Annotated in this window: 19 protein-coding genes and 1 pseudogene; 9 read left to right on the top strand and 11 right to left on the bottom strand. The window is 48.6% G+C overall.

Annotated elements, in window-relative coordinates:
• The 7 genes from MKQ70_RS29155 to MKQ70_RS29125 form a co-directional block, all read right to left on the bottom strand.
• On the bottom strand, positions 1 to 507 hold the full coding sequence (locus MKQ70_RS29155; protein WP_248077617.1) for a hypothetical protein: 507 nt from the start codon (positions 505 to 507) through the stop codon (positions 1 to 3).
• 99 nt (positions 508 to 606) lie between these two features.
• Entirely contained in the window at positions 607 to 1155 is a 549-nt protein-coding gene (locus tag MKQ70_RS29150; protein ID WP_248077613.1) for a L,D-transpeptidase family protein, read from the bottom strand.
• Positions 1156 to 1272: 117 nt separating this feature from the next.
• The gene (locus tag MKQ70_RS29145; protein ID WP_248077608.1) at positions 1273 to 4203 is read right to left on the bottom strand and encodes a M16 family metallopeptidase; all 2931 of its coding nucleotides are present in this window, start codon (positions 4201 to 4203) and stop codon (positions 1273 to 1275) included.
• Between the two features lie 151 nt (positions 4204 to 4354).
• Positions 4355 to 5290 (bottom strand): outer membrane beta-barrel protein, encoded by a 936-nt coding sequence (locus MKQ70_RS29140; protein WP_248077590.1) that lies wholly within the window; start codon positions 5288 to 5290, stop codon positions 4355 to 4357.
• 17 nt (positions 5291 to 5307) lie between these two features.
• Positions 5308 to 5607, bottom strand: a complete 300-nt coding sequence (locus tag MKQ70_RS29135) for a hypothetical protein (RefSeq protein WP_248077585.1) — start codon at positions 5605 to 5607, stop codon at positions 5308 to 5310.
• A gap of 157 nt (positions 5608 to 5764) precedes the next feature.
• Complete coding sequence (locus tag MKQ70_RS29130; RefSeq protein WP_248077582.1) at positions 5765 to 6346, bottom strand: anti-sigma factor; 582 nt, start codon at positions 6344 to 6346, stop codon at positions 5765 to 5767.
• 16 nt (positions 6347 to 6362) lie between these two features.
• Positions 6363 to 6749, bottom strand: coding sequence for an RNA polymerase sigma factor (locus MKQ70_RS29125; RefSeq protein ID WP_248077579.1), 387 nt, complete (start codon positions 6747 to 6749; stop codon positions 6363 to 6365).
• A gap of 490 nt (positions 6750 to 7239) precedes the next feature.
• Between MKQ70_RS29125 and MKQ70_RS43445 the strand changes: the two genes are divergently transcribed.
• The 6 genes from MKQ70_RS43445 to MKQ70_RS29100 all read left to right on the top strand — a co-directional run bounded on the left by MKQ70_RS43445 (position 7240) and on the right by MKQ70_RS29100 (position 11186).
• Complete coding sequence (locus MKQ70_RS43445) at positions 7240 to 7899, top strand: aminotransferase class I/II-fold pyridoxal phosphate-dependent enzyme (protein ID WP_308199237.1); 660 nt, start codon at positions 7240 to 7242, stop codon at positions 7897 to 7899.
• Between the two features lie 5 nt (positions 7900 to 7904).
• Complete coding sequence (locus MKQ70_RS43440) at positions 7905 to 8231, top strand: aminotransferase class I/II-fold pyridoxal phosphate-dependent enzyme (RefSeq protein WP_282456860.1); 327 nt, start codon at positions 7905 to 7907, stop codon at positions 8229 to 8231.
• 337 nt (positions 8232 to 8568) lie between these two features.
• A complete protein-coding gene (locus MKQ70_RS29115) occupies positions 8569 to 9318 on the top strand; it encodes a penicillin-binding transpeptidase domain-containing protein (protein ID WP_248077574.1) in 750 nt (249 codons plus the stop codon).
• A 125-nt stretch (positions 9319 to 9443) separates the two neighbouring features.
• Positions 9444 to 10337 (top strand): VWA domain-containing protein, encoded by an 894-nt coding sequence (locus MKQ70_RS29110; RefSeq protein ID WP_248077571.1) that lies wholly within the window; start codon positions 9444 to 9446, stop codon positions 10335 to 10337.
• 70 nt (positions 10338 to 10407) lie between these two features.
• On the top strand, positions 10408 to 10584 hold the full coding sequence (locus MKQ70_RS29105) for a hypothetical protein (protein WP_248077568.1): 177 nt from the start codon (positions 10408 to 10410) through the stop codon (positions 10582 to 10584).
• 14 nt (positions 10585 to 10598) lie between these two features.
• Entirely contained in the window at positions 10599 to 11186 is a 588-nt protein-coding gene (locus tag MKQ70_RS29100) for a tetratricopeptide repeat protein (RefSeq protein ID WP_282457689.1), read from the top strand.
• Positions 11187 to 11474: 288 nt separating this feature from the next.
• On the opposite strand, the gene MKQ70_RS29095 is transcribed toward MKQ70_RS29100, so the two are convergent.
• Positions 11475 to 12353: a helix-turn-helix domain-containing protein gene (locus MKQ70_RS29095; protein WP_248077565.1), complete on the bottom strand. Its 879-nt coding sequence runs from the start codon at positions 12351 to 12353 to the stop codon at positions 11475 to 11477.
• A 124-nt stretch (positions 12354 to 12477) separates the two neighbouring features.
• Here MKQ70_RS29095 and MKQ70_RS29090 point away from each other — a divergent pair, with 124 nt between their 5' ends.
• From MKQ70_RS29090 to MKQ70_RS43910, 3 genes are read left to right on the top strand one after another with little or no spacing between them, the layout of a single operon-like run.
• Positions 12478 to 12645, top strand: a complete 168-nt coding sequence (locus MKQ70_RS29090) for a hypothetical protein (RefSeq protein WP_248077562.1) — start codon at positions 12478 to 12480, stop codon at positions 12643 to 12645.
• A 55-nt stretch (positions 12646 to 12700) separates the two neighbouring features.
• Positions 12701 to 14323, top strand: coding sequence for a flavodoxin-dependent (E)-4-hydroxy-3-methylbut-2-enyl-diphosphate synthase (locus tag MKQ70_RS29085; RefSeq protein ID WP_308199562.1), 1623 nt, complete (start codon positions 12701 to 12703; stop codon positions 14321 to 14323).
• Positions 14235 to 14438, top strand: coding sequence for a flavodoxin-dependent (E)-4-hydroxy-3-methylbut-2-enyl-diphosphate synthase (locus MKQ70_RS43910; RefSeq protein WP_248077559.1), 204 nt, complete (start codon positions 14235 to 14237; stop codon positions 14436 to 14438). Before MKQ70_RS29085 ends, MKQ70_RS43910 begins: the two co-directional genes overlap by 89 nt.
• Positions 14439 to 14795: 357 nt before the next feature.
• Here MKQ70_RS43910 and MKQ70_RS29075 read toward each other — a convergent pair whose 3' ends face one another.
• The 3 genes and pseudogenes from MKQ70_RS29075 to MKQ70_RS29065 form a co-directional block, all read right to left on the bottom strand.
• Positions 14796 to 15608, bottom strand: a complete 813-nt coding sequence (locus MKQ70_RS29075) for a vitamin B12 dependent-methionine synthase activation domain-containing protein (protein ID WP_248081721.1) — start codon at positions 15606 to 15608, stop codon at positions 14796 to 14798.
• Positions 15609 to 15637: 29 nt separating this feature from the next.
• Positions 15638 to 17473, bottom strand: coding sequence for a dihydropteroate synthase (locus MKQ70_RS29070; RefSeq protein WP_248077556.1), 1836 nt, complete (start codon positions 17471 to 17473; stop codon positions 15638 to 15640).
• A 70-nt stretch (positions 17474 to 17543) separates the two neighbouring features.
• Positions 17544 to 18306: pseudogene (locus MKQ70_RS29065) on the bottom strand (homocysteine S-methyltransferase family protein).
• Positions 18307 to 18308 lie beyond the last annotated feature (2 nt).

The following is an 18308-nucleotide window of genomic DNA, read 5'->3' as shown; positions in this document are numbered from 1 at the left end:
TTATTCCGGGATATTTACTTTTCCGATAATTAAGAACGTAGCAAAATTGGTGAAACTGAGAGGCTGACCTGGATCATGCACCACCAGGTAGCCCTGCCAGCTCATGATATCGGCGAATTGATCATCCACTATAATCACGCCAGTGGCGGTGGAACCGTTACCGATTACCTGTAGCTGGTATTTAGGCGGCGTATCAAACAAAACACTACCACTGCTATTGGCGGTATAAAATCCCACGACGTAACTCGCGGCATTAGTTGTATTCGTAAGCAGCACCTGGATTTTTGCCGTACCGCCGTCCTGTTCGGCAACCCGCACCTGGGCGGCGATTGTCATTGGGTGCGACCCCGCGTAAGCCGCGCCATACCGTCCGAGATTGATCATATATTCGTAAGTTTTAACCGCCAGTCCGGCACCATCATCGCGCTTGCAGGCCGAAAAAGAGTAAGTGCAAATAAGGGTAACAACCATTTCATATCCGTGATTTTCGCAGATTATCTTCTTCATTTACGACGGGCTGTGGACAATAGTTTTCCTGCTATCAAAACAAAAAATGCGGCCGGACCTCGCCCAACCGCACATCTCTTATACAATATAAAAACTAAACTACTTCCTGATTACCACCGGCGTACCCACTTTCACAATGTTATACAGCTCAGCCACATCACGGTCTTTCATGCTTACACAGCCGAGTGTCCAATTGATACGCTGGTCCACATAAGTATCGCCGATACCGGAGCCGGACTCAACACCATGAATACCAATACCACCGCCGAGATCTACATTTGCGCTGATGCCGCGCGTACGAGATTTCTGGTAGGATTCGGCATTTGGATAATCGAGCAGCATAAAGCGATTCCAGCGATTATCCATGCGTTTGGTAAGGATGCGGAATGTTCCTTCCGGGGTGCGGCGGTCGCCCTGCACCTGCTTGTCGGACTGGTCTTTATTACCAAACACTACCTTATAGATTTTGAGTAACGTAACATCTTCGTACAAGTACATACGATACTCGCTCTTGTCTACCAACAGAAACACTTTGCTGGCATCGATCAGTGTTGGATTAAGCCGGACGCTATACAAGTCACTTTCGTTATTGAAACTGCACAGTGGAAGAATTAACACCAACAGGCAGTACCATATCATTTTCTTCATAGGAGTCAAAATCAAAACAATAACGCAAGGGCAAAAAAATATATGCAGGCACAAAAAAAAAGGGAAAAGGGTCGTCCCCTTCTCCCTTTCTATTTATTCAGGCTGATGTACAATCAATTAGTACCCGAACAGCTCTTCCAGGCTCAATTTCTTCACCTCACCTATTTTTTTCAGTTCATCGGTACTTACCTTTTTATCGGAAGCCACAATGCAATAAGTGTAAGGTTTGTTGGCCAGGTTAGCGTCGTGGAACTGTTTTACTTCTTTGAAACCCAGCTTGTTGATCGCTGCATAAGTTTCTTTACGCTGGTCGTGGTCGAGGCCGAGGCGTTTGGCGGACAGGTAATTAAAAATAATCTGATCCTGCGTGATGCGCTCAGTTTCAATGCCCTGCTTAATGCTCTCCCGGGCGGTTTCCAGCGCCTTTTCAGATTCTGGCAATACGTTCAGCAGTTCATTCATACCGCCAATCGCATCCTTCATTTTGTCGGCCTGGCTGCCCACATAAGCTACTACTGCGTATTTATCTTCTTTTTTATTGGGAGATGAATAAACGGCGTACGTAGAATAGGCCAGTGCTTTAGATTCGCGGATGGTCTGGAATACGATAGAGCCCATCCCGCCACCGAAGTATGCGTTAAAAAGCTCTACCACCGGTGTTTCCGACGGATTGTACAGCTGTGCATTGCGAATCCAGTTTACTTCGGACTGCACCATATCATAGTCGGTGAACAATACCTGGTTGGCTGACTGGCTGGTCTTTTCGAATTTAACACTGGCCGGCGCTGCTTTAAACGTAGCCGGAATATTGTGCAACTTTGTCAGGTCTGCGATAGCAGCTGTTTTTGTTTTAGGTCCGTAGTAAATTACCGTTTGTTTATAGTTCGGCAAATCGTGTAACAGCCCTACCAGTTCGTCGGCGGTAAGCGCGTCCAGCTCTGCGTCAGACAACGCGTTGTTGAACGGATTTTTAGCGCCGTACATAGCATAACTTACGAGCCCCTGCATGATGGAACTTTTGCTTAGCTTGGCATCGGAACGTGTTTTCTTTAAACGGTTCTTCATAGCGGCCAGTGCAATTTCATCGGGCTTGCAATTAGTGATTACATGCTCGAACAGGCTTACAGCCTGGTCAAAGTTTTCGTTCAGACCGGAGATGGTTACCGTCGTGTATTCGGTACCGGCTGCTACGTTAAAGGAACAGGCAATGTTGTAGAACTGACGGCTGATTTCCTGCGCGGTATATTTGTCGGTAGACAAAAAGCTCAGGTAGTTTGCTGCCAGTGAGAGTTTCTTATTGTTCCAGTTACCAACTTCAAAACGATAGTAAAGGCGGAACAATCCATTATCGTTGTTTTGTACGGACAGGAAATCCGCCGCACCAATTTTATCTTTCTGTATATCTTTGTCGAAGTCGAGCCACTGCGGCTTCACAGGCGTTGCAGGAATGCCGGCAACAGATAACAGGAAGGGCGATTGCGCATCGCGGTTTACTTCTACCGGTGTGATCGGCGGCTTGTCTACCTTCACAATGTTTTTGTCTTCGCCCTTACGTTTGTAAAGAATCACATAGTTATTGCCGAGGTATTTGTTGGCAAAATCCATGATATCTTTTTTGGTGACTTTGCCCATATCATCCACAAACGCCACATCGTACCCCCAATTGTTTCCTTTGTGTTTGATATAAGCGTCCATCAGTGTGGTGGCGCGGTTATTATTGTTTTCAAGGCCTTCGATTTCGAACAGCTTAAAGTTATTTACGATCGCCTTGATCAGCGATTCGTCAAAGTCGCCTTTGCGCAGAATGTCGATCTGCCCGAGCAACAGGTCACGTACTTCCTCGAGAGTTTGGCCCTGCTTGGCACGACCGCTGACAGCAAACACTGAATAGTCTTTCCAGTTAAGCTGATTAACGCCGGCGCCAAGGAGTTTTTGTTGCTTGTTCAGGTTCAGGTCGAAAAGACCGGCTTTGCCGTTAGACAATACCTGCGAAATTACCGTGGCAATGATGGCCGACTTGGTATCAAGTGCGCCAGGCAGCCTGTAAGCAATGTTCACATTTTCCGCATCAGGTCCCAGTACTTCTTTTACAATAGGCGCTGTTATCGGTTTTTCCGGAGCGGCTTTGTATTCAGTCACCGGCTTGGCTTTCATATAACCAAACTTCTGATCAATCTGCTTAATCACATAATCCGGATTAAAATCGCCTGCCATCACAATGGCCATGTTATTTGGCACATACCATTTATTATAAAACTCCCGGATGGCTTTCAAAGATGGATTTTTCAGGTGCTCCACTGTACCGATGGTGCTCTGCTGACCGTAGTTATGCGTAGGGAACACGGTCTCCAGCATCAGCTCGTACATTTTGCGGCCATCGTTGTCCGTGCCACGGTTCTTTTCTTCGTATACTGCTTCCAGTTCTGTATGGAAAATGCGGAAGATCGGGTTGCGGAAACGCTCTGCCTGTACGGCGAGGAATTTATCAACCGCGTTCGACGGAATATCTTCTTCGTACACTGTTTCCTCCACCCAGGTGTGCGCATTGGTGCCTTGCGCGCCCATGGCGGTCATCATCTTATCGTATTCGTTGGCAATCGCAAATTTTGCGGCAAGGCCGGATACGCTGTCGATCTGGTGATAGATCACCGCGCGTTTGGCATTGTCGGTAGTACGGTTGTAAGTGTCGTACAGTGCCTCAATTTTGTCGAGGAGTGGCTTTTCTTTTGCCCAGTTAAGGCTGCCGTATTTGTCGGTGCCTTTGAACAGCAGGTGTTCCAGGTAGTGCGCCAGACCAGTATGGTCGGCCGGGTCGCTGTTACTGCCGGCGCGGGTGCCGATCAGCGTTTGAATGCGGGGTTCTTTGTTGTTTACGCTCAGGATTACGGTAAGGCCGTTTTTGAGCGTGTAAAACCGCGCCTTCATGGGGTCGGATGCGATATACTTGTAGGTATAACCGCCCGAGGAGGCCTCTTTCCATGCAGGTTGCGCCACGGCAGAAACCGTACTGGCGCAAAGCAGCACAAAGAGTAGCTTAAATGTTTTCATAAAAAGTTGGTTGTTTTTGAATTATATGTTCAAATATATGGGCAACCGGCCAAATTAACCATGAAAACCAGGAAAATCCGGCCTGGTGACGGATGAGTGCAATAAAAAGGCCCGCCAATGGCGAGCCTTTCTTCTATATAGATAGCGAATCTTAGAATCCGTTCAACCGCAGCCCTATCGCGAAGGGGAATTGCTCCAGTCCGTAGTCATGCAGCGGGGTGAAAGCGAAGTTTCCGTACAGTTTCACGGGACCATAACCCAGTTCGCCCGTAAACCCTGCGCGCCATTTATTCAGGTTAAAATCGTCGGTGCGCTTGATTTTGCCGCGCTCGTCGCTGATTTGCTTCGTTCGCGCCTTTAACAAATAACCGCCAGACAGGCCGAAACTCGCTTTGAACGCACGATTTGGTCGGAGCGGATTGGATGTATAGTTGAGCATCAACGGCACGGTGAGATATTGTGCAAACAATTTATTCTTGCTGAACTCCACCGTATCACGCATAATCGTGGTCGGATAACCTGGCTGATACGTGATGTTGCGAGCAAAATGATAATTATTCATTTCCAGGCCGAGTGCGTACTGCAGGTTGAATTTATGTTTGTAAATGTTAAGGCGTTGCTGGAACAGCCACACGTTAAAGTTAATAGACTTGCCCGTGAGCAACTTAAACTCTGATGGCGTTAACGGAGAACTGGCCGCCCGCGGTGCAAACGTCTGTAACCCCGAAGGAGAATAATCGAACTGTTTGTTGCTGGAGCCATTGTAATAACCGTCATTCAGACCGATATTGCTGTTGGTGATGGGTGCGTAGTAGTTCAGCGCCTGGGCTTCGTAGTACTTACTTTTGTCCCGGTAGTTATTGAAACCGAGGTCAAACACCAGCCATTTGGTATGAATATTCTTTTTCAGCTTATTGCGCTGATACACGGTATCCTGGTAAAGCTTGTAATTACTGCGGCCTTTAACGTCTTTGGTTTTAACAATAATGAGCCCTTTTATCTGCACGGTGTCTGCGGTCTGCACTTGTCCCATGCCCTCCAAAGCCGTACACAAAATGGCCAGTACAAGTAAAATTTTATACTTCATATCTTAAATTGAGATCATCATTTTTTCTTCTTTGACAGGAAGCGCGCAACATTGGTAACGCCGTTCATAATTTTTGATTCGCCACTACTGCTTACAGACATGAACAACTCACCCTGAATAGGTGCCGGAGCGGCGGCCAGCGCTGTTTCCTGCGTTTTTTCCGCGGGAGGCGGGACAACGATGTTCGGTTCTTTCAAATTTGTAGCGCCATTTATCTGCGCCGACATGTTATTACCGACCTCAGATGGTCTTGCGGTCACAATTTCCGTTGCCAACTTTTGATCGGGGACAGCTACACTGGCTATCGGCGTAGTCACAGCTATAGTCGGTTCGCTATCTCCAGCTACTTCTTTTTAACAACAGGCTGTTTTGGGGCGATGCGGTTGCCCGCCGGGCGAACATCTTTGGCAGCGACCAGGCGGCTATCCTTTTCCGGCACTTTATTTACATCCGGAAGCTGAGCCGATGGCGTAGTTATAACGTGTTCATCCGTTTTTGCACGGGTTGTGCAGCCTTCACCACCATCTGCTCCGGCGCAGGCGCTGCAACTTCACGCGGAAGTTGCCAGATGAGTAACCCGGCTACTACAGCGGCAGCAGCAGACCACCAGTATACCGGGCGCAACCTGCGTGTTTTTGCTTCGGCCGTACGGTACAGGGACGCCTTGTTTTCAAATACTACAGCCGTATCGGGGTACTGACGTGTCGCGTGCCAGAGCAACATTTCCTGCTTCACCTGCGGGTGCTGGCGGAGGTATTGCTCGAACAATGTTTTGTCGTCGGCCGACAATTCATTATCAATATAACTTAGCAAATAAGTTTCGTAATTGCCCTGGTGAATGGGGCCGCCGCGGTAAAGAAGTGACTTGTTGCCGAAACGCAAACCGTCTTCCTCCGGCCGTAATTTGGTGCTTTCCAGCAGGGCCAGCTCCTGTTTTATCGCAGGATGGCGCTCCAGGAACTGCTCCAGTGCAGCTCTTGCGTCGCCCGCCAGCTCACCATCTATGTAGCTCAGCAGGTATTCCTCGTAGTTCGATATGTTGATGTCTGTTGACATTCTTTAAATAACAAATTTATATCACATTATCCATACGCACCAGGTACTCTTTCAAATGCGTTCGGGCCCGGTGCAAATATACTTTAACCTGCGAAGGGTTCAGATTCATGATTTCCCCGATTTCCTCGTAACTGTACCCTTCATAATCTTTTAACATGATCAGGGCCCGCTGAACTTCACTGAGTCTTTTGAGGGCACCTTCCAGTACATTCCGCGCATTGTGTACCTTTTGCTCCGAAACCCGGTCTTCCTCCTTAAACTGATCCACCAGGGTAATCCTTTTCACTTTCCGGACGTGATCGATCATATTATGGTACGCTACGGTAAACAAATAGCTCTTGGCCTTTTCCAAAGGCACATCACTACAATGCTTCCATAAAATTTCAAACGCGTTCTGTACCACATCCCTTGCATCTTCCGCATGTTCCGGTTCTTCACGATGAAGCGAAACAGGTTATCGGCATACAGATCAACGCATTTGTTGTACTCCTTTTCCGTCATTCCGGTTATTGACTATGTTGCAAAGGTCAGACAAATACATTATTCATCCTGCAATCTGCTTATACCAAACAGTAAACTACCGGTAATCAACGCTTTAGATACAAAATCAGGCGTGTTCGACAGGCGATTAGCAGCAGTAATGATAATTATATGACGCAGAGCGGCAACTAAATGTTACATACAGGTCAAACTTTTTACAATTGTGAGAAAGGGAGACCGGCCCCGGGAATATGATGATACATTTATCCTCTAACTTTGTACAAGGTCATAAAGCAAGCTAACATGAACCAGAATTTTTCCAAAAGAATTATCCAGAGCTGAACGAGATTGAATCCGCTGGCTTATTTAAGAGGGAACGCATCATTAATTCCGACCAGGGCGCCGAAATCGAGGTGAATGGCAAAACGGTAATTAACTTTTGCGCCAACAACTACCCGGGCCTTTCGAGCCACCCTAAAGTGCTGGAAGCCGCCCATAAGGCCCTCGACAGCCGTGGTTACGGCATGAGCAGCGTGCGCTTTATCTGTGGCACCCAGGATATTCACCGCGAACTGGAACTGAAAATTGCCAAATTCCTCGGTACAGAAGACACTATCCTTTACGCGGCAGCCTTTGACGCTAACGGCGGTGTATTCGAGCCCCTGTTCGGCGAGCAGGACGCCATCATCTCCGATGCCCTCAACCACGCGTCTATCATCGACGGAGTTCGCCTTTGTAAAGCACAGCGCTACCGCTACGAACATAATAACATGGCCGACCTGGAAGCCAAACTCCGTGAATCCGCACACCTGCGCAGCTGTATTATCGTAACGGATGGCGCTTTCAGCATGGACGGCACCGTGGCGCAGCTGGACAAAATCTGCGACCTGGCCGATAAATATGATGCGATCGTGATGATCGATGAGAGCCACTGTTCCGGTTTTATGGGCAAAACAGGCCGTGGTACCCACGAGTACTGCGGCGTAATGGGCCGTATCGATATCATTACCGGTACCCTCGGCAAAGCCCTCGGCGGCGCTTCCGGCGGTTTTACCAGCGGTAAAAAGAAGTAATCGACATGTTGCGCCAGCGCAGCCGTCCGTATTTATTCTCTAACTCACTGGCTCCCAGCATCGTAGGTGCTTCTATTGCTGTACTGGACATGCTGAGCGAAACTACTGAACTGCGCGACAAACTGGAAAACAACACTAAATATTTCCGTAGCAAAATGACAGAAGCCGGCTTCGACATAAAACCCGGCGACCACCCGATTGTACCTGTAATGCTGTACGACGCAGTGTTGAGTCAGCAGTTTGCAGACAAGTTGCTGCAGGAAGGCATTTATGTAATCGGCTTTTTTACCCCGTGGTGCCAAAAGGCCAGGCGCGCATCCGCGTGCAATTGAGCGCAGGGCATGAACAGGAACACCGGATAAAGCGATTGCCGCATTTACCAAAGTGGGCCTGGAACTGGGCGTAATTAAAGAGAAATCAGCTGTTTGATTTTAAATTGATAAATGGAGTAAGGGGTTGTCCTGTATAGGACGACCCTTTCTTTTTTCGAAGAATCTTCCATTTTTTTGACCCATCCTCCCCTTTGCACCTTACTTTTGCAGCGTTAAATTATATGCTGATGAAATTTTTTGGCTGGATACTACTAGCGGCTGGATTGATGATGAATGCCTGCGCTCCCAACAACGTACATAACGAAGACAGCTGGGAAAAGTATTTTGGGAACACAAAGTGGAAGGCACCTTTATGCTGTTCGATAACGGCAGGGGCAACTTTAAGGTGTATAACATCAAACGCGCCCGCCAGGCTTACCTGCCCGCCAGCACTTTCAAAATCTGCAATTCCCTCGTGGCCTTGCAAACCGGCGTTATCGCCGATACCAATGTTGTTATTAAGTGGGACAGCATTGTGCGCCCGATAGCAGCCTGGAACCACGACCTAAACATGCAACAGGCTTTCCGCGCCTCTTCTGTACCTTATTTCCGGGAGGTGGCCCGCCGCATTGGTCGGGATACCATGCAGCACTGGCTGGATACCCTGAAATACGGTAATATGAAAATCAGCAAAATCGACACCTTCTGGTTGGATAACTCTCTGAAAATCACGCCGGACGAAGAACTTGGCTTCGTGAAAAAGCTGTATTTCGACCAGTTGCCGTTTAACAAAAGAACGCAGGAGCTCGTGCGTAGCATGATGCTCATGGAAAATACGCCAAAATATAAGCTTGCCTACAAAACCGGCTGGGGCCTGGATGGCGCCAAACAAATAGCCTGGATCGTAGGTTGGATCGAAAAAGAGGGACTGCCCTCCTTCTTCTGCCTCAACTTCGAAACAGAAGACGATAAAATGGATATTCCGGCCGTGCGCATGGACATCCTTAAAAAAATCTCAAGCAGGAAGAATTTCTTTAAACATCATATTGGCAGGAAGCCCGGGAAAAATCCCGGGCTTTTTTGTGCCGCACAACGAAGTATTCGTTAAAAAACTCATAAATAACTGCCGGCCACTCTTGCAAACAAGTATAAAAAAATTATTTTTGAAGGCACCATATACTCATGCTACGTTTTCAACATACAGAATATCTTTGGGCCCCGGCACTATTATTAGTGCTCCTGGGCGCTTTCCTCTTTGTCAGCTGGTGGAAACGCCGCTCCATCCGGCGCATCGGCGACCCGGCACTTGTGGAAAAGCTGTTCACGGGCTACTCGCGTAAACTCTTCACCCTCAAGTTTATACTCGTATTTATCGCCTTCTTTTTCGGCGCCGTGGGCCTCGCGAACCTGCAAAAAGGAAGTCGCATGGAAAAAATTACGCGTAAAGGTGTGGATGTGATCGTTGCGCTGGACGTAAGTAAAAGTATGCTGGCCACCGATGTGAAGCCTGATCGCCTGACCCGCGCCAAACAAATGATCAACCGGTTGATGGAGAAACTGGACAATGATCGTATTGGCCTGGTCGTGTTCGCCGGCAACGCGTACCTGCAGATGCCGCTTACGGTAGATTATTCCGCCGCCCGCATGTTCCTCTCCACCGTTACACCCGACATGATTCCTACACAGGGAACGGAAATTGCGGAAGCAATCAAAATAAGTAACGATGCGTTTAACAAAAAAGAACGTAAACATAAAACACTGATCATTATTTCGGATGGTGAAGACCATGACGAAGGCGCCATCAATGCAGCTAAGAAAGCGTTTGAAGATGGGGTGGTCATCAACACGATAGGCGTCGGCTCTACCAATGGTTCGCCCCTGCCCGATCCGGAAACCGGGTCTTTCAAAAAAGACCGGGAAGGTAATACGGTGATTTCTAAATTGAATGAAGAAGAACTTCGCTCCCTGGCTGCTGCCGGACGCGGCATGTACCAGCACCGGACGATGCAGAAGATGTGGTTAGCACACTGGCCGCAAAAATCGACGGCATGGAGCAAAAAGCTTTTGGTGAAAATATATTTACGGACTACAACAGTTACTTCCAGTATTTCCTCGGCATTTGCCTGATACTGTTGGTGTTGGAGCTGTTTGTTCCTGAAGTGCGTCCGCGTAAACAGGCCGCTTAATTTTTATATTGATGATGAAACTGACTCCGGTATATACACTCGCTATACTGCTGCTTTCTGCAGCAGGCGCATTCGCGCAAAGCAGTAACAAACTGATTCGACAGGGCAACGAGCAGTATAAAAAGAAACAGTACACCGATGCGGAAGCATCCTATAAAAAAGCGATTGAAAAAATCAAACTTCTGTAGAAGGTAATTACAACCTGGGGAACTCGCTGTACGAACAAAAACGTTTCGACGATGCCCGCAAGCAATACGCCAGCAGCGCCAAAATGGCTACCAATAAGGAAGTCAAAGCCGATGCGAATTATAATTCCGGCAACACCCTCATGGAAGAAAAGAAGTGGGAAGAAAGCATCCAGTCGTACAAAGCTGCGCTGAAAGCCAATCCCCGCGACGAAGAAGCCCGTTACAACCTCGCCTATGCACAGCAGATGCTGAAAAAGCAGCAGGAGCAGCAACAGCAGAACAAAGACAACAAGGATAACAAGGATAACAAAGACAAAAAGGATAATAAAGACAAGAAAGACGAAAAGGATAACAAGGACAAAAAGGACGATAAAGACAAAAAGGATCAGGATAAAGATAAAAAAGACGAAAAAGACAAAAAGGACCAGGATAAAAAAGACGGCGACAAAGACGAACAGGATAAAAAACCGGAACCAATGCCCAGCAAACTGAGCCAGCAGGAAGCAGAAAACCTGTTAAAAGCCCCGGCGCAGGAAGAAAAGAAATTACAAGACAAAGCGAAGAAAATTAAAGGCCGGCCGGTAAACGTGCAAGACTGGTAAGCCAACCACCTTATAAAACGAATCCCCGCTGAAAACAGCGGGGATTTTTCATTTCTCTCATAAACAAAAATCCGGTAGCGGGTACCGGATTTAGCTTGATAATAAAAACCTATCTGTTGATTCTATTGGTTACCTTTATTTGACAACTTTATAAGTCGGCTTCATTCATTCTCCACCACTCCATACCAATGTGAGTGAAGTTCAAAACATGGTTCCCGTTTGTGGATCGCATGCAAAGTTAGGCCCCGAGCGACCACAAATATTGGACAAAACAGCTATTAACTGGTACTATTTGAACATGGCATCCCGGAAGTCGTGGGGCGCATAACCGGTATGGTTGCGGAAGAAACGGCTGAAGTACGCAGGATCCTCAAATCCAAGCTCATAACAGATTTCTTTAACCGAACGCTGACTGTAAGCTAGCTGTCGCTTGGCTTCCAGCACCAGCCGGTCATGCAGCATTTCGGTCACGGTCTTGCCAACAGCTTCCTTGGTAATTTCACTCAATCGTTTGGGAGTGAGGGATACCGCTTCCGCGTAAAAACCCGCCTGGTGTTCCTGTCTAAAATGTTGCTCCGGGATGTGCCGCAATTGCACCACCCGATTATCGAACTGTGTTTTTACACGGGGCAGTGTGTTGGCGGCGTTACCTTGTTTTTCCCGCTCCACTGTGAGCAAAAATGCATTTAAGTAATTTTTCAGGATGCTGCGGCTGTATTTTGCGTCTACCCCGGCTGTCTCGGCATACATCAGTTCCAACAAGCCCTGGAGCGCATTCGCAGCCTCGTCGCGTATATGTACAGGGGCGTATTCCTGCGAATAATCAAATAAAGATGTAAGATCGAATTGAGATGCGCGGTCGTGTTTATTGGAGAAATAAAATTTTTCGGTGAACACGATGACATGACCTTCTCGCTTGCTGTCTAATACCTGGTGCACTTGTCCGGGGCGTAAAAAGAACAGCAGATCATCTTTCAATTCATAATTCACAAAATCGACTACATGGGTACCTTTTGCCTTTGTGAACCAGATAATTTCAAATAAATCATGCGTATGAGGCAGGCTGGTGAGTTCATTTTTAAAGCCGCCCAGGTCAAACACAGAGAATTGTCCCTTGAGGGGAAGCTGCTGGTACGGGATTTCAGATATGGTTTTAGGGTTCGGCATGGTATAAAGGACGTAAAAATCGGGAAACGACCCGCAGGTTTGGGAGGAACGGGATTATCCTTTTTTAATGCTTCATACCTTCCCTCCTTTTGTCTAATTTTGAACCTCGTAAAGGAGGAACAGTATGCAATTATATTGCAATTCATTAACACAGTATAAAAGGCTGGCTACGCTGGAAGCGCGTGTTGGCGACCTGTTGATAGGGAATTTTAATCCCATCCGCATCCAGACGATGACCACTACGGACACGATGGACACCCAGGTACCATCGCCCAGGCCATCCGCTGCATAGAGGCGGGCGCCGAACTGGTACGCATCACCGCTCCCAGTAAAAGGAAGCGGAAAACCTGCAGGCCATCCGTGACGGGTTACGTGCCCAGGGGTACAAAACCCCGCTGGTAGCCGATATTCATTTTACTCCTAACGCGGCTGAAATAGCAGCCCGCATCGTGGAAAAAGTGCGTATTAACCCCGGTAATTACATCGACAAAAAGAAATTTGAGCTGCTGGAATACACCGATTCGGAGTACCAGGAGGAAATAGACCGCATCCGCGAAAGGTTTACGCCACTGGTGAGCATCTGTAAAGAGTATGGCACCGCTATGCGTATCGGCACAAACCACGGTTCACTCAGCGACCGCATCATGAGCCGCTACGGCGACACGCCCACGGGCATGGTAGAAAGCGCCATGGAGTTTCTTCGCATTGCCGAAGACCTGAATTACCGTAACATCGTGCTAAGCATGAAGGCAAGCAATCCGCAGGTGATGGTACAGGCTTACCGCCTGCTGGTGCAAACCATGCAACAGGAGCTGGGGCACGCCTACCCGCTGCACCTCGGTGTAACCGAGGCTGGCGATGGAGAAGACGGTCGTATTAAATCGGCCGTGGGTATCGGCACTTTACTGGAAGACGGTGTGGGCGATACGATCCGTGTGTCCCTGACCGAAGATCCTGAATTTGAGTTGCCTGTATGCCGAGACCTTGTAAAACGTTACTCCCAGCGCGACAATCACGCGCCCATTGCGCCCATGCCGGCTAATTTGCCGTATTCGCCCTATGCTTACAAACGCCGCGACACCATTAACATCGGCAACATCGGTGGTAAACAGGTGCCAGTCGTAGTAGCAGACCTGAGCCATTTGCAGCAGATACAGCCAACAGATTTGCAGCCGATCGGCTATACTTACGACGAGCCTACTGACAAATGGAACATCAGCGACGCCGCAGCGGATTATGTGTTTACCGGCGACAAAGTGCTCGACTTTGCTCTGCCAGGCACATTGAAGGTGATTACCTATCCGGCTGCCTGGGAAAGGGCGGCAGACAAAGAGAAATACTTCCCTTTTTATACCACGAAAGGCTTCCCGGAGGCCAGTCAGTACAACCACGCCGCCACGTTGAATTTTGTGGAAATGAATGCGGACGAACTGACTAACGGTCCGGTGAAAGAGTTGATCGCACAACTAAGCAATCCCGTGCTGGCGAACAGCGTGGTGCCGGTAGTATACGCGAGCTCGGTGCATGCCATGGCCGCGGTACGCAGGTTACTCGTGGAGCTGCAGGACAAACACATCGGCAATCCTGTATTACTCCACACCCTCAGCAAATGGAATAACGCAAATGACGACCTGATCCACTACGCTACGGAATGCGGCGCCCTGCTGCTGGACGGATTCGGCGATGGCCTTTGGCTAAAACAGGCCGCGAACGCGGAACATCAGCCAGCTATCGTGAACAATGTTGCTTTTGGCATTTTGCAGGCAACGCGCACGCGCATTTCCAAAACAGAATACATTTCCTGTCCGTCCTGCGGTCGTACATTGTTCGACCTCCGAAACAACCGCCCGCATCCGCGCAGTCACCAACCACCTGAAAGGCGTGAAAATCGCCATCATGGGCTGTATCGTAAATGGTCCCGGCGAAATGGCGGATGCAGATTTCGGTTATGTAGGAAGCGGTGTAGGTAAAATCACATTGTATAAAGGCAAAGACGTTATGAAACGCGGCCTTAACAGCGATGTCGCCGTGGCAGAACTCATCAACCTGATTAAAGAAAGCGATATGTGGGTAGACGCCCGATAGGCGGATTTTCCCATCAACATAAAAAACACCTGTACATATGCTGTGCAGGTGTTTTTATGTTGATATAATACCCGAAAAAAACACCTGTGCGCAAAAACGCCAGGTGTTACTTATAAAATGGGGTCAGTAAGATGACGATTTAAAAGAACACCTGCCTGGATGAAGGCAGGTGTTAATCACTGATTTGTTCCCGTGAAGGATTTGGGGTCAAATGCCTTTTGCATAATACAAAGGTAATAAGTGTAACAGGGGTGATACAAGCGTAGTTCTACGCATTTTTTCGCGGGTTTGTGCGTTCATACCGGCATGAAAAAACCCGCTGCAGCGTGCTACAGCGGGTCCATTTATTTATCTTTTTTAGATATCGTATTCGAGATTCGGCCTTAACCATTTTTCGGTTTCCTCCATACTCCAGCCTTTGCGGGCAGCATAGTCTTCCACCTGGTCCCTTTCTATCTTGCCCAAACCGAAGTATTTTGCTTCCGGGTTCGCCATGTACCAGCCGCTTACGCTCGATGCCGGATACATTGCCAACGATTCTGTGAGAATGATGCCGGTATTTTTAGTGGCGTCCAGCATGTCGAACATTTTCCATTTCTCGGTATGATCGGGACAAGCCGGGTACCCGGGCGCCGGGCGGATACCAGCGTATTCCTCTTTGATAAGATCTTCGTTGGTTAGGTGCTCTTCGCTCGCATAGCCCCAGAACTCCTTACGCACACGTTCGTGCATCAGTTCCGTGAAAGCCTCTGCCAGGCGGTCGGCCAGCGCCTTGAGCATGATGCTGCTATAGTCATCATGTTCTTTTTCAAACTTCTCCAACCATTTTTCTATGCCTATGCCCGCCGTTACAGCGAATGCCCCGATGTAATCCTTCTTGCCGGTAGAAGCAGGTGCGATATTGTCAGCCAGTGAAAGGTTGGGCTGACCGGGCGCCTTTTTAATCTGCTGGCGCAGGAATTCAAGATCGACTTTGCTGCCATCGGGCATATCTACCGTTACGGTATCGTCTGCCGTAGCATTGGCGGGGAACAGGCCAATTACAGCCTTACACTCCAGCCATTTTTCTTTTACCACGGTGTCGAGCAGCGCTTTCGCATCTTCGTACAGTTTGGAGGCTTCTTTACCCACCACTTCATCCGTAAGGATCTGCGGGAATTTACCGTGCAGCTCCCAAGCAATGAAGAATGGCTGCCAGTCTATATAATTTGCGATTTCGGCCAGGTCGTAATTTTCAAATACCGGATGCCCAGTTTTTTAGGCTTCACCGGTTCAAATTTCGCCCAGTCAATCGCGGTTTTATTCTTTTGGGCATCTGGGAACTTGAGGTATTGTTTTACCGGCTTTTTATTCCGGAACGTTTCATTCAATTTCTCGTACTCCTTGTGTACTTCGTCAACGAAGTTCTTCTTGAGTGCTTTGTTCAGCAAGCTGCCTGTCACCGTTACACTCCTGGAAGCATCCAGCACGTGCACTACCCCATTGGCGTACTCCGGCGCAATTTTCACGGCTGTGTGCGTACGGGATGTAGTAGCTCCGCCGATGAGCAGCGGAATATCAAAATTCTGGCGTTTCAGCTCCCGGGCAACGTGCACCATCTCATCGAGACTCGGCGTAATAAGGCCACTCAGCCCAATAATATCTACTTCCTGTTCGCGGGCGGTCGTGAGAATTTTTTCTGCAGGCACCATCACACCTAGGTCGATGATGTCGTAGCCGTTACAGGCCAGTACCACGCCTACAATGTTTTTACCGATATCATGCACGTCACCTTTTACAGTAGCGAGCAAAATTTTACCGGCAGATTTGATCACACCGCCATTTTCGGCTACCATCCTGGCTTTTTCTTCTTCAATGAAAGGTGTTAACACGGCTACAGATTTCTTCATCACACGGGCGCTTTTTACCACCTGTGGAAGAAACATTTTACCACTGCCAAAAAGATCACCAACGATGTTCATGCCGTCCATCAGCGGACCTTCAATCACATCTAGCGGGCGTGGATACTTTTGACGGGCTTCTTCAGTATCCTCTTCTATATAATCAGTAATACCATTAACGAGGGCATGACCCAAACGTTCTTCCACGGTGCCATTGCGCCATTTTTCATCCTTTTCTATGACTTTACCTTTCGCTTTTACCGTTTCCGCAAAAGCGATCAGCTTTTCCGTCGCGTCTTCATGGCGATTTAAAATCACGTCTTCGCACAACTGGCGCAGGGTCGGATCAATTTCGTCATAAATCTGAATCATACCTGCGTTTACGATGCCCATGTCCATACCCGCCTGAATGGCATAAAAAAGAAATACGGAGTGCATGGCTTCACGCACGACATCGTTACCGCGGAAAGAAAAGGAGATGTTACTCACACCACCGCTAACTTTAGTCAGCGGCATCAGTTCTTTAATCTTACGCGTTGCCTCGATAAAATCGATCGCGTAGTTATTATGTTCCTCTATACCCGTGGCCACCGCAAAGATGTTCGGGTCGAAAATGATATCCTGCGGATCGTATCCTACCTGTTCGGTGAGGATTTTGTAAGCGCGGTAGCTGAAGTCTACACGCTTCTGATAGTTGTCTGCCTGACCGTGTTCGTCGAACGCCATTACGACAACGGCGGCGCCGAAACTCTGGCAGATACGGGCTTGCTCAATGAATTTAGCTTCACCTTCTTTTAAACTGATGGAGTTTACCACACACTTACCCTGCACGCACTTCAACCCCGCTTCGATGATCGAGAATTTACTGGAGTCGATCATGATCGGAATCTTGGAAATATCCGGTTCAGCAGCGAGCAGGTTGAGGAAGGTGGTCATGGCCTTTTCGCCATCGAGCAGCGCATCGTCCATGTTTACGTCGAGGATCTGCGCACCACTTTCCACCTGCTGGCGAGCAACGGAGAGCGCTTCTTCATAAAGTCCTTCCCGGATAAGCCTTGCAAACTTTTTGGAACCGGTTACGTTGGTTCGTTCGCCGACGTTAATAAAGTTGGTTTCGGGTCTTACGACCAGTGGCTCCAGGCCGCTGAGGCGCAAGTATGGTTTAATTGTAAGTGTGTTAGTATCCATTTTATGCTTGTGCTATATCAGGCGGGGCCTTTTTTATTTATTCGGCCAACGCCTTTTCTACTACCGGTAAGGGCCTTGGAGTAATTTTTTTAACATGTTGTGCAATGTGGCGGATGTGATCCGGCGTGGTACCACAGCACCCCCCACAATGTTTACATAACCTTCTTTGCGAAGTCTTCGATGATGCAGGCGGTGTCTTCCGGCTCCTCGTCGTATTCGCCGAAGGCATTCGGTAAACCGGCGTTCGGATAACAGCTGGTGTAGCAGCTCGCGATGTGTGCCAGTTCCGCAATATGCGGGCGCATCTGTTCACCACCCAGGGCGCAATTAAGGCCGATGGAGAAGGGGTGTGCGTGCATCACGGAAATATAGAATGCTTCGAGGGTTTGCCCGCTAAGCGTACGGCCCGAAGCGTCGGTAATGGTACCGGAGATCATGATGGGCAACTCCATATTATTTTCGCGGAAGTACTTTTTAGCGGCGTAAATCGCTGCTTTCGAGTTCAGCGTGTCGAAAATGGTTTCGATCAGCAGGATCTGGGCGCCTCCTTCTACCAGACCAGATATCTGTTCGTAATAGGCATCTGCCACTTCATCGAACGTTACCGAGCGGTAGCCTGGATTGTTTACATCCGGCGACAGTGACAACGGCTTGTTCATGGGACCAATAGCCCCGGCCACGAAGCGCGGCTTTTCCGGGTTCTGCGCGGTGTAGTAATCTGCAGCGCGGCGGGCGACCCTGGCGGCTTCCACGTTCAACTCGCGGGCGATCGACTGCATATCGTAGTCGGCTTGCGCGATAG

Origin of the sequence: Chitinophaga sedimenti (genome assembly GCF_023156195.1) — a bacterium.
Taxonomy (GTDB): domain Bacteria; phylum Bacteroidota; class Bacteroidia; order Chitinophagales; family Chitinophagaceae; genus Chitinophaga; species Chitinophaga sedimenti.
This window is presented reverse-complemented; position numbering and strand designations above follow the sequence as displayed.

What these genes read in the sequence shown, in the direction of transcription:
- MKQ70_RS29155 (WP_248077617.1), bottom strand. Translation starts at nt 507, where the DNA reads ATGAAGAAGATAATCTGCGAAAATCACGGATATGAAATGGTTGTTACC.
- MKQ70_RS29150 (WP_248077613.1), bottom strand. Translation starts at nt 1,155, where the DNA reads ATGAAGAAAATGATATGGTACTGCCTGTTGGTGTTAATTCTTCCACTG.
- MKQ70_RS29145 (WP_248077608.1), bottom strand. Translation starts at nt 4,203, where the DNA reads ATGAAAACATTTAAGCTACTCTTTGTGCTGCTTTGCGCCAGTACGGTT.
- MKQ70_RS29140 (WP_248077590.1), bottom strand. Translation starts at nt 5,290, where the DNA reads ATGAAGTATAAAATTTTACTTGTACTGGCCATTTTGTGTACGGCTTTG.
- MKQ70_RS29130 (WP_248077582.1), bottom strand. Translation starts at nt 6,346, where the DNA reads ATGTCAACAGACATCAACATATCGAACTACGAGGAATACCTGCTGAGC.
- MKQ70_RS43440 (WP_282456860.1), top strand. Translation starts at nt 7,905, where the DNA reads ATGTTGCGCCAGCGCAGCCGTCCGTATTTATTCTCTAACTCACTGGCT.
- MKQ70_RS29105 (WP_248077568.1), top strand. Translation starts at nt 10,408, where the DNA reads ATGATGAAACTGACTCCGGTATATACACTCGCTATACTGCTGCTTTCT.
- MKQ70_RS29095 (WP_248077565.1), bottom strand. Translation starts at nt 12,353, where the DNA reads ATGCCGAACCCTAAAACCATATCTGAAATCCCGTACCAGCAGCTTCCC.
- MKQ70_RS29090 (WP_248077562.1), top strand. Translation starts at nt 12,478, where the DNA reads ATGCAATTATATTGCAATTCATTAACACAGTATAAAAGGCTGGCTACG.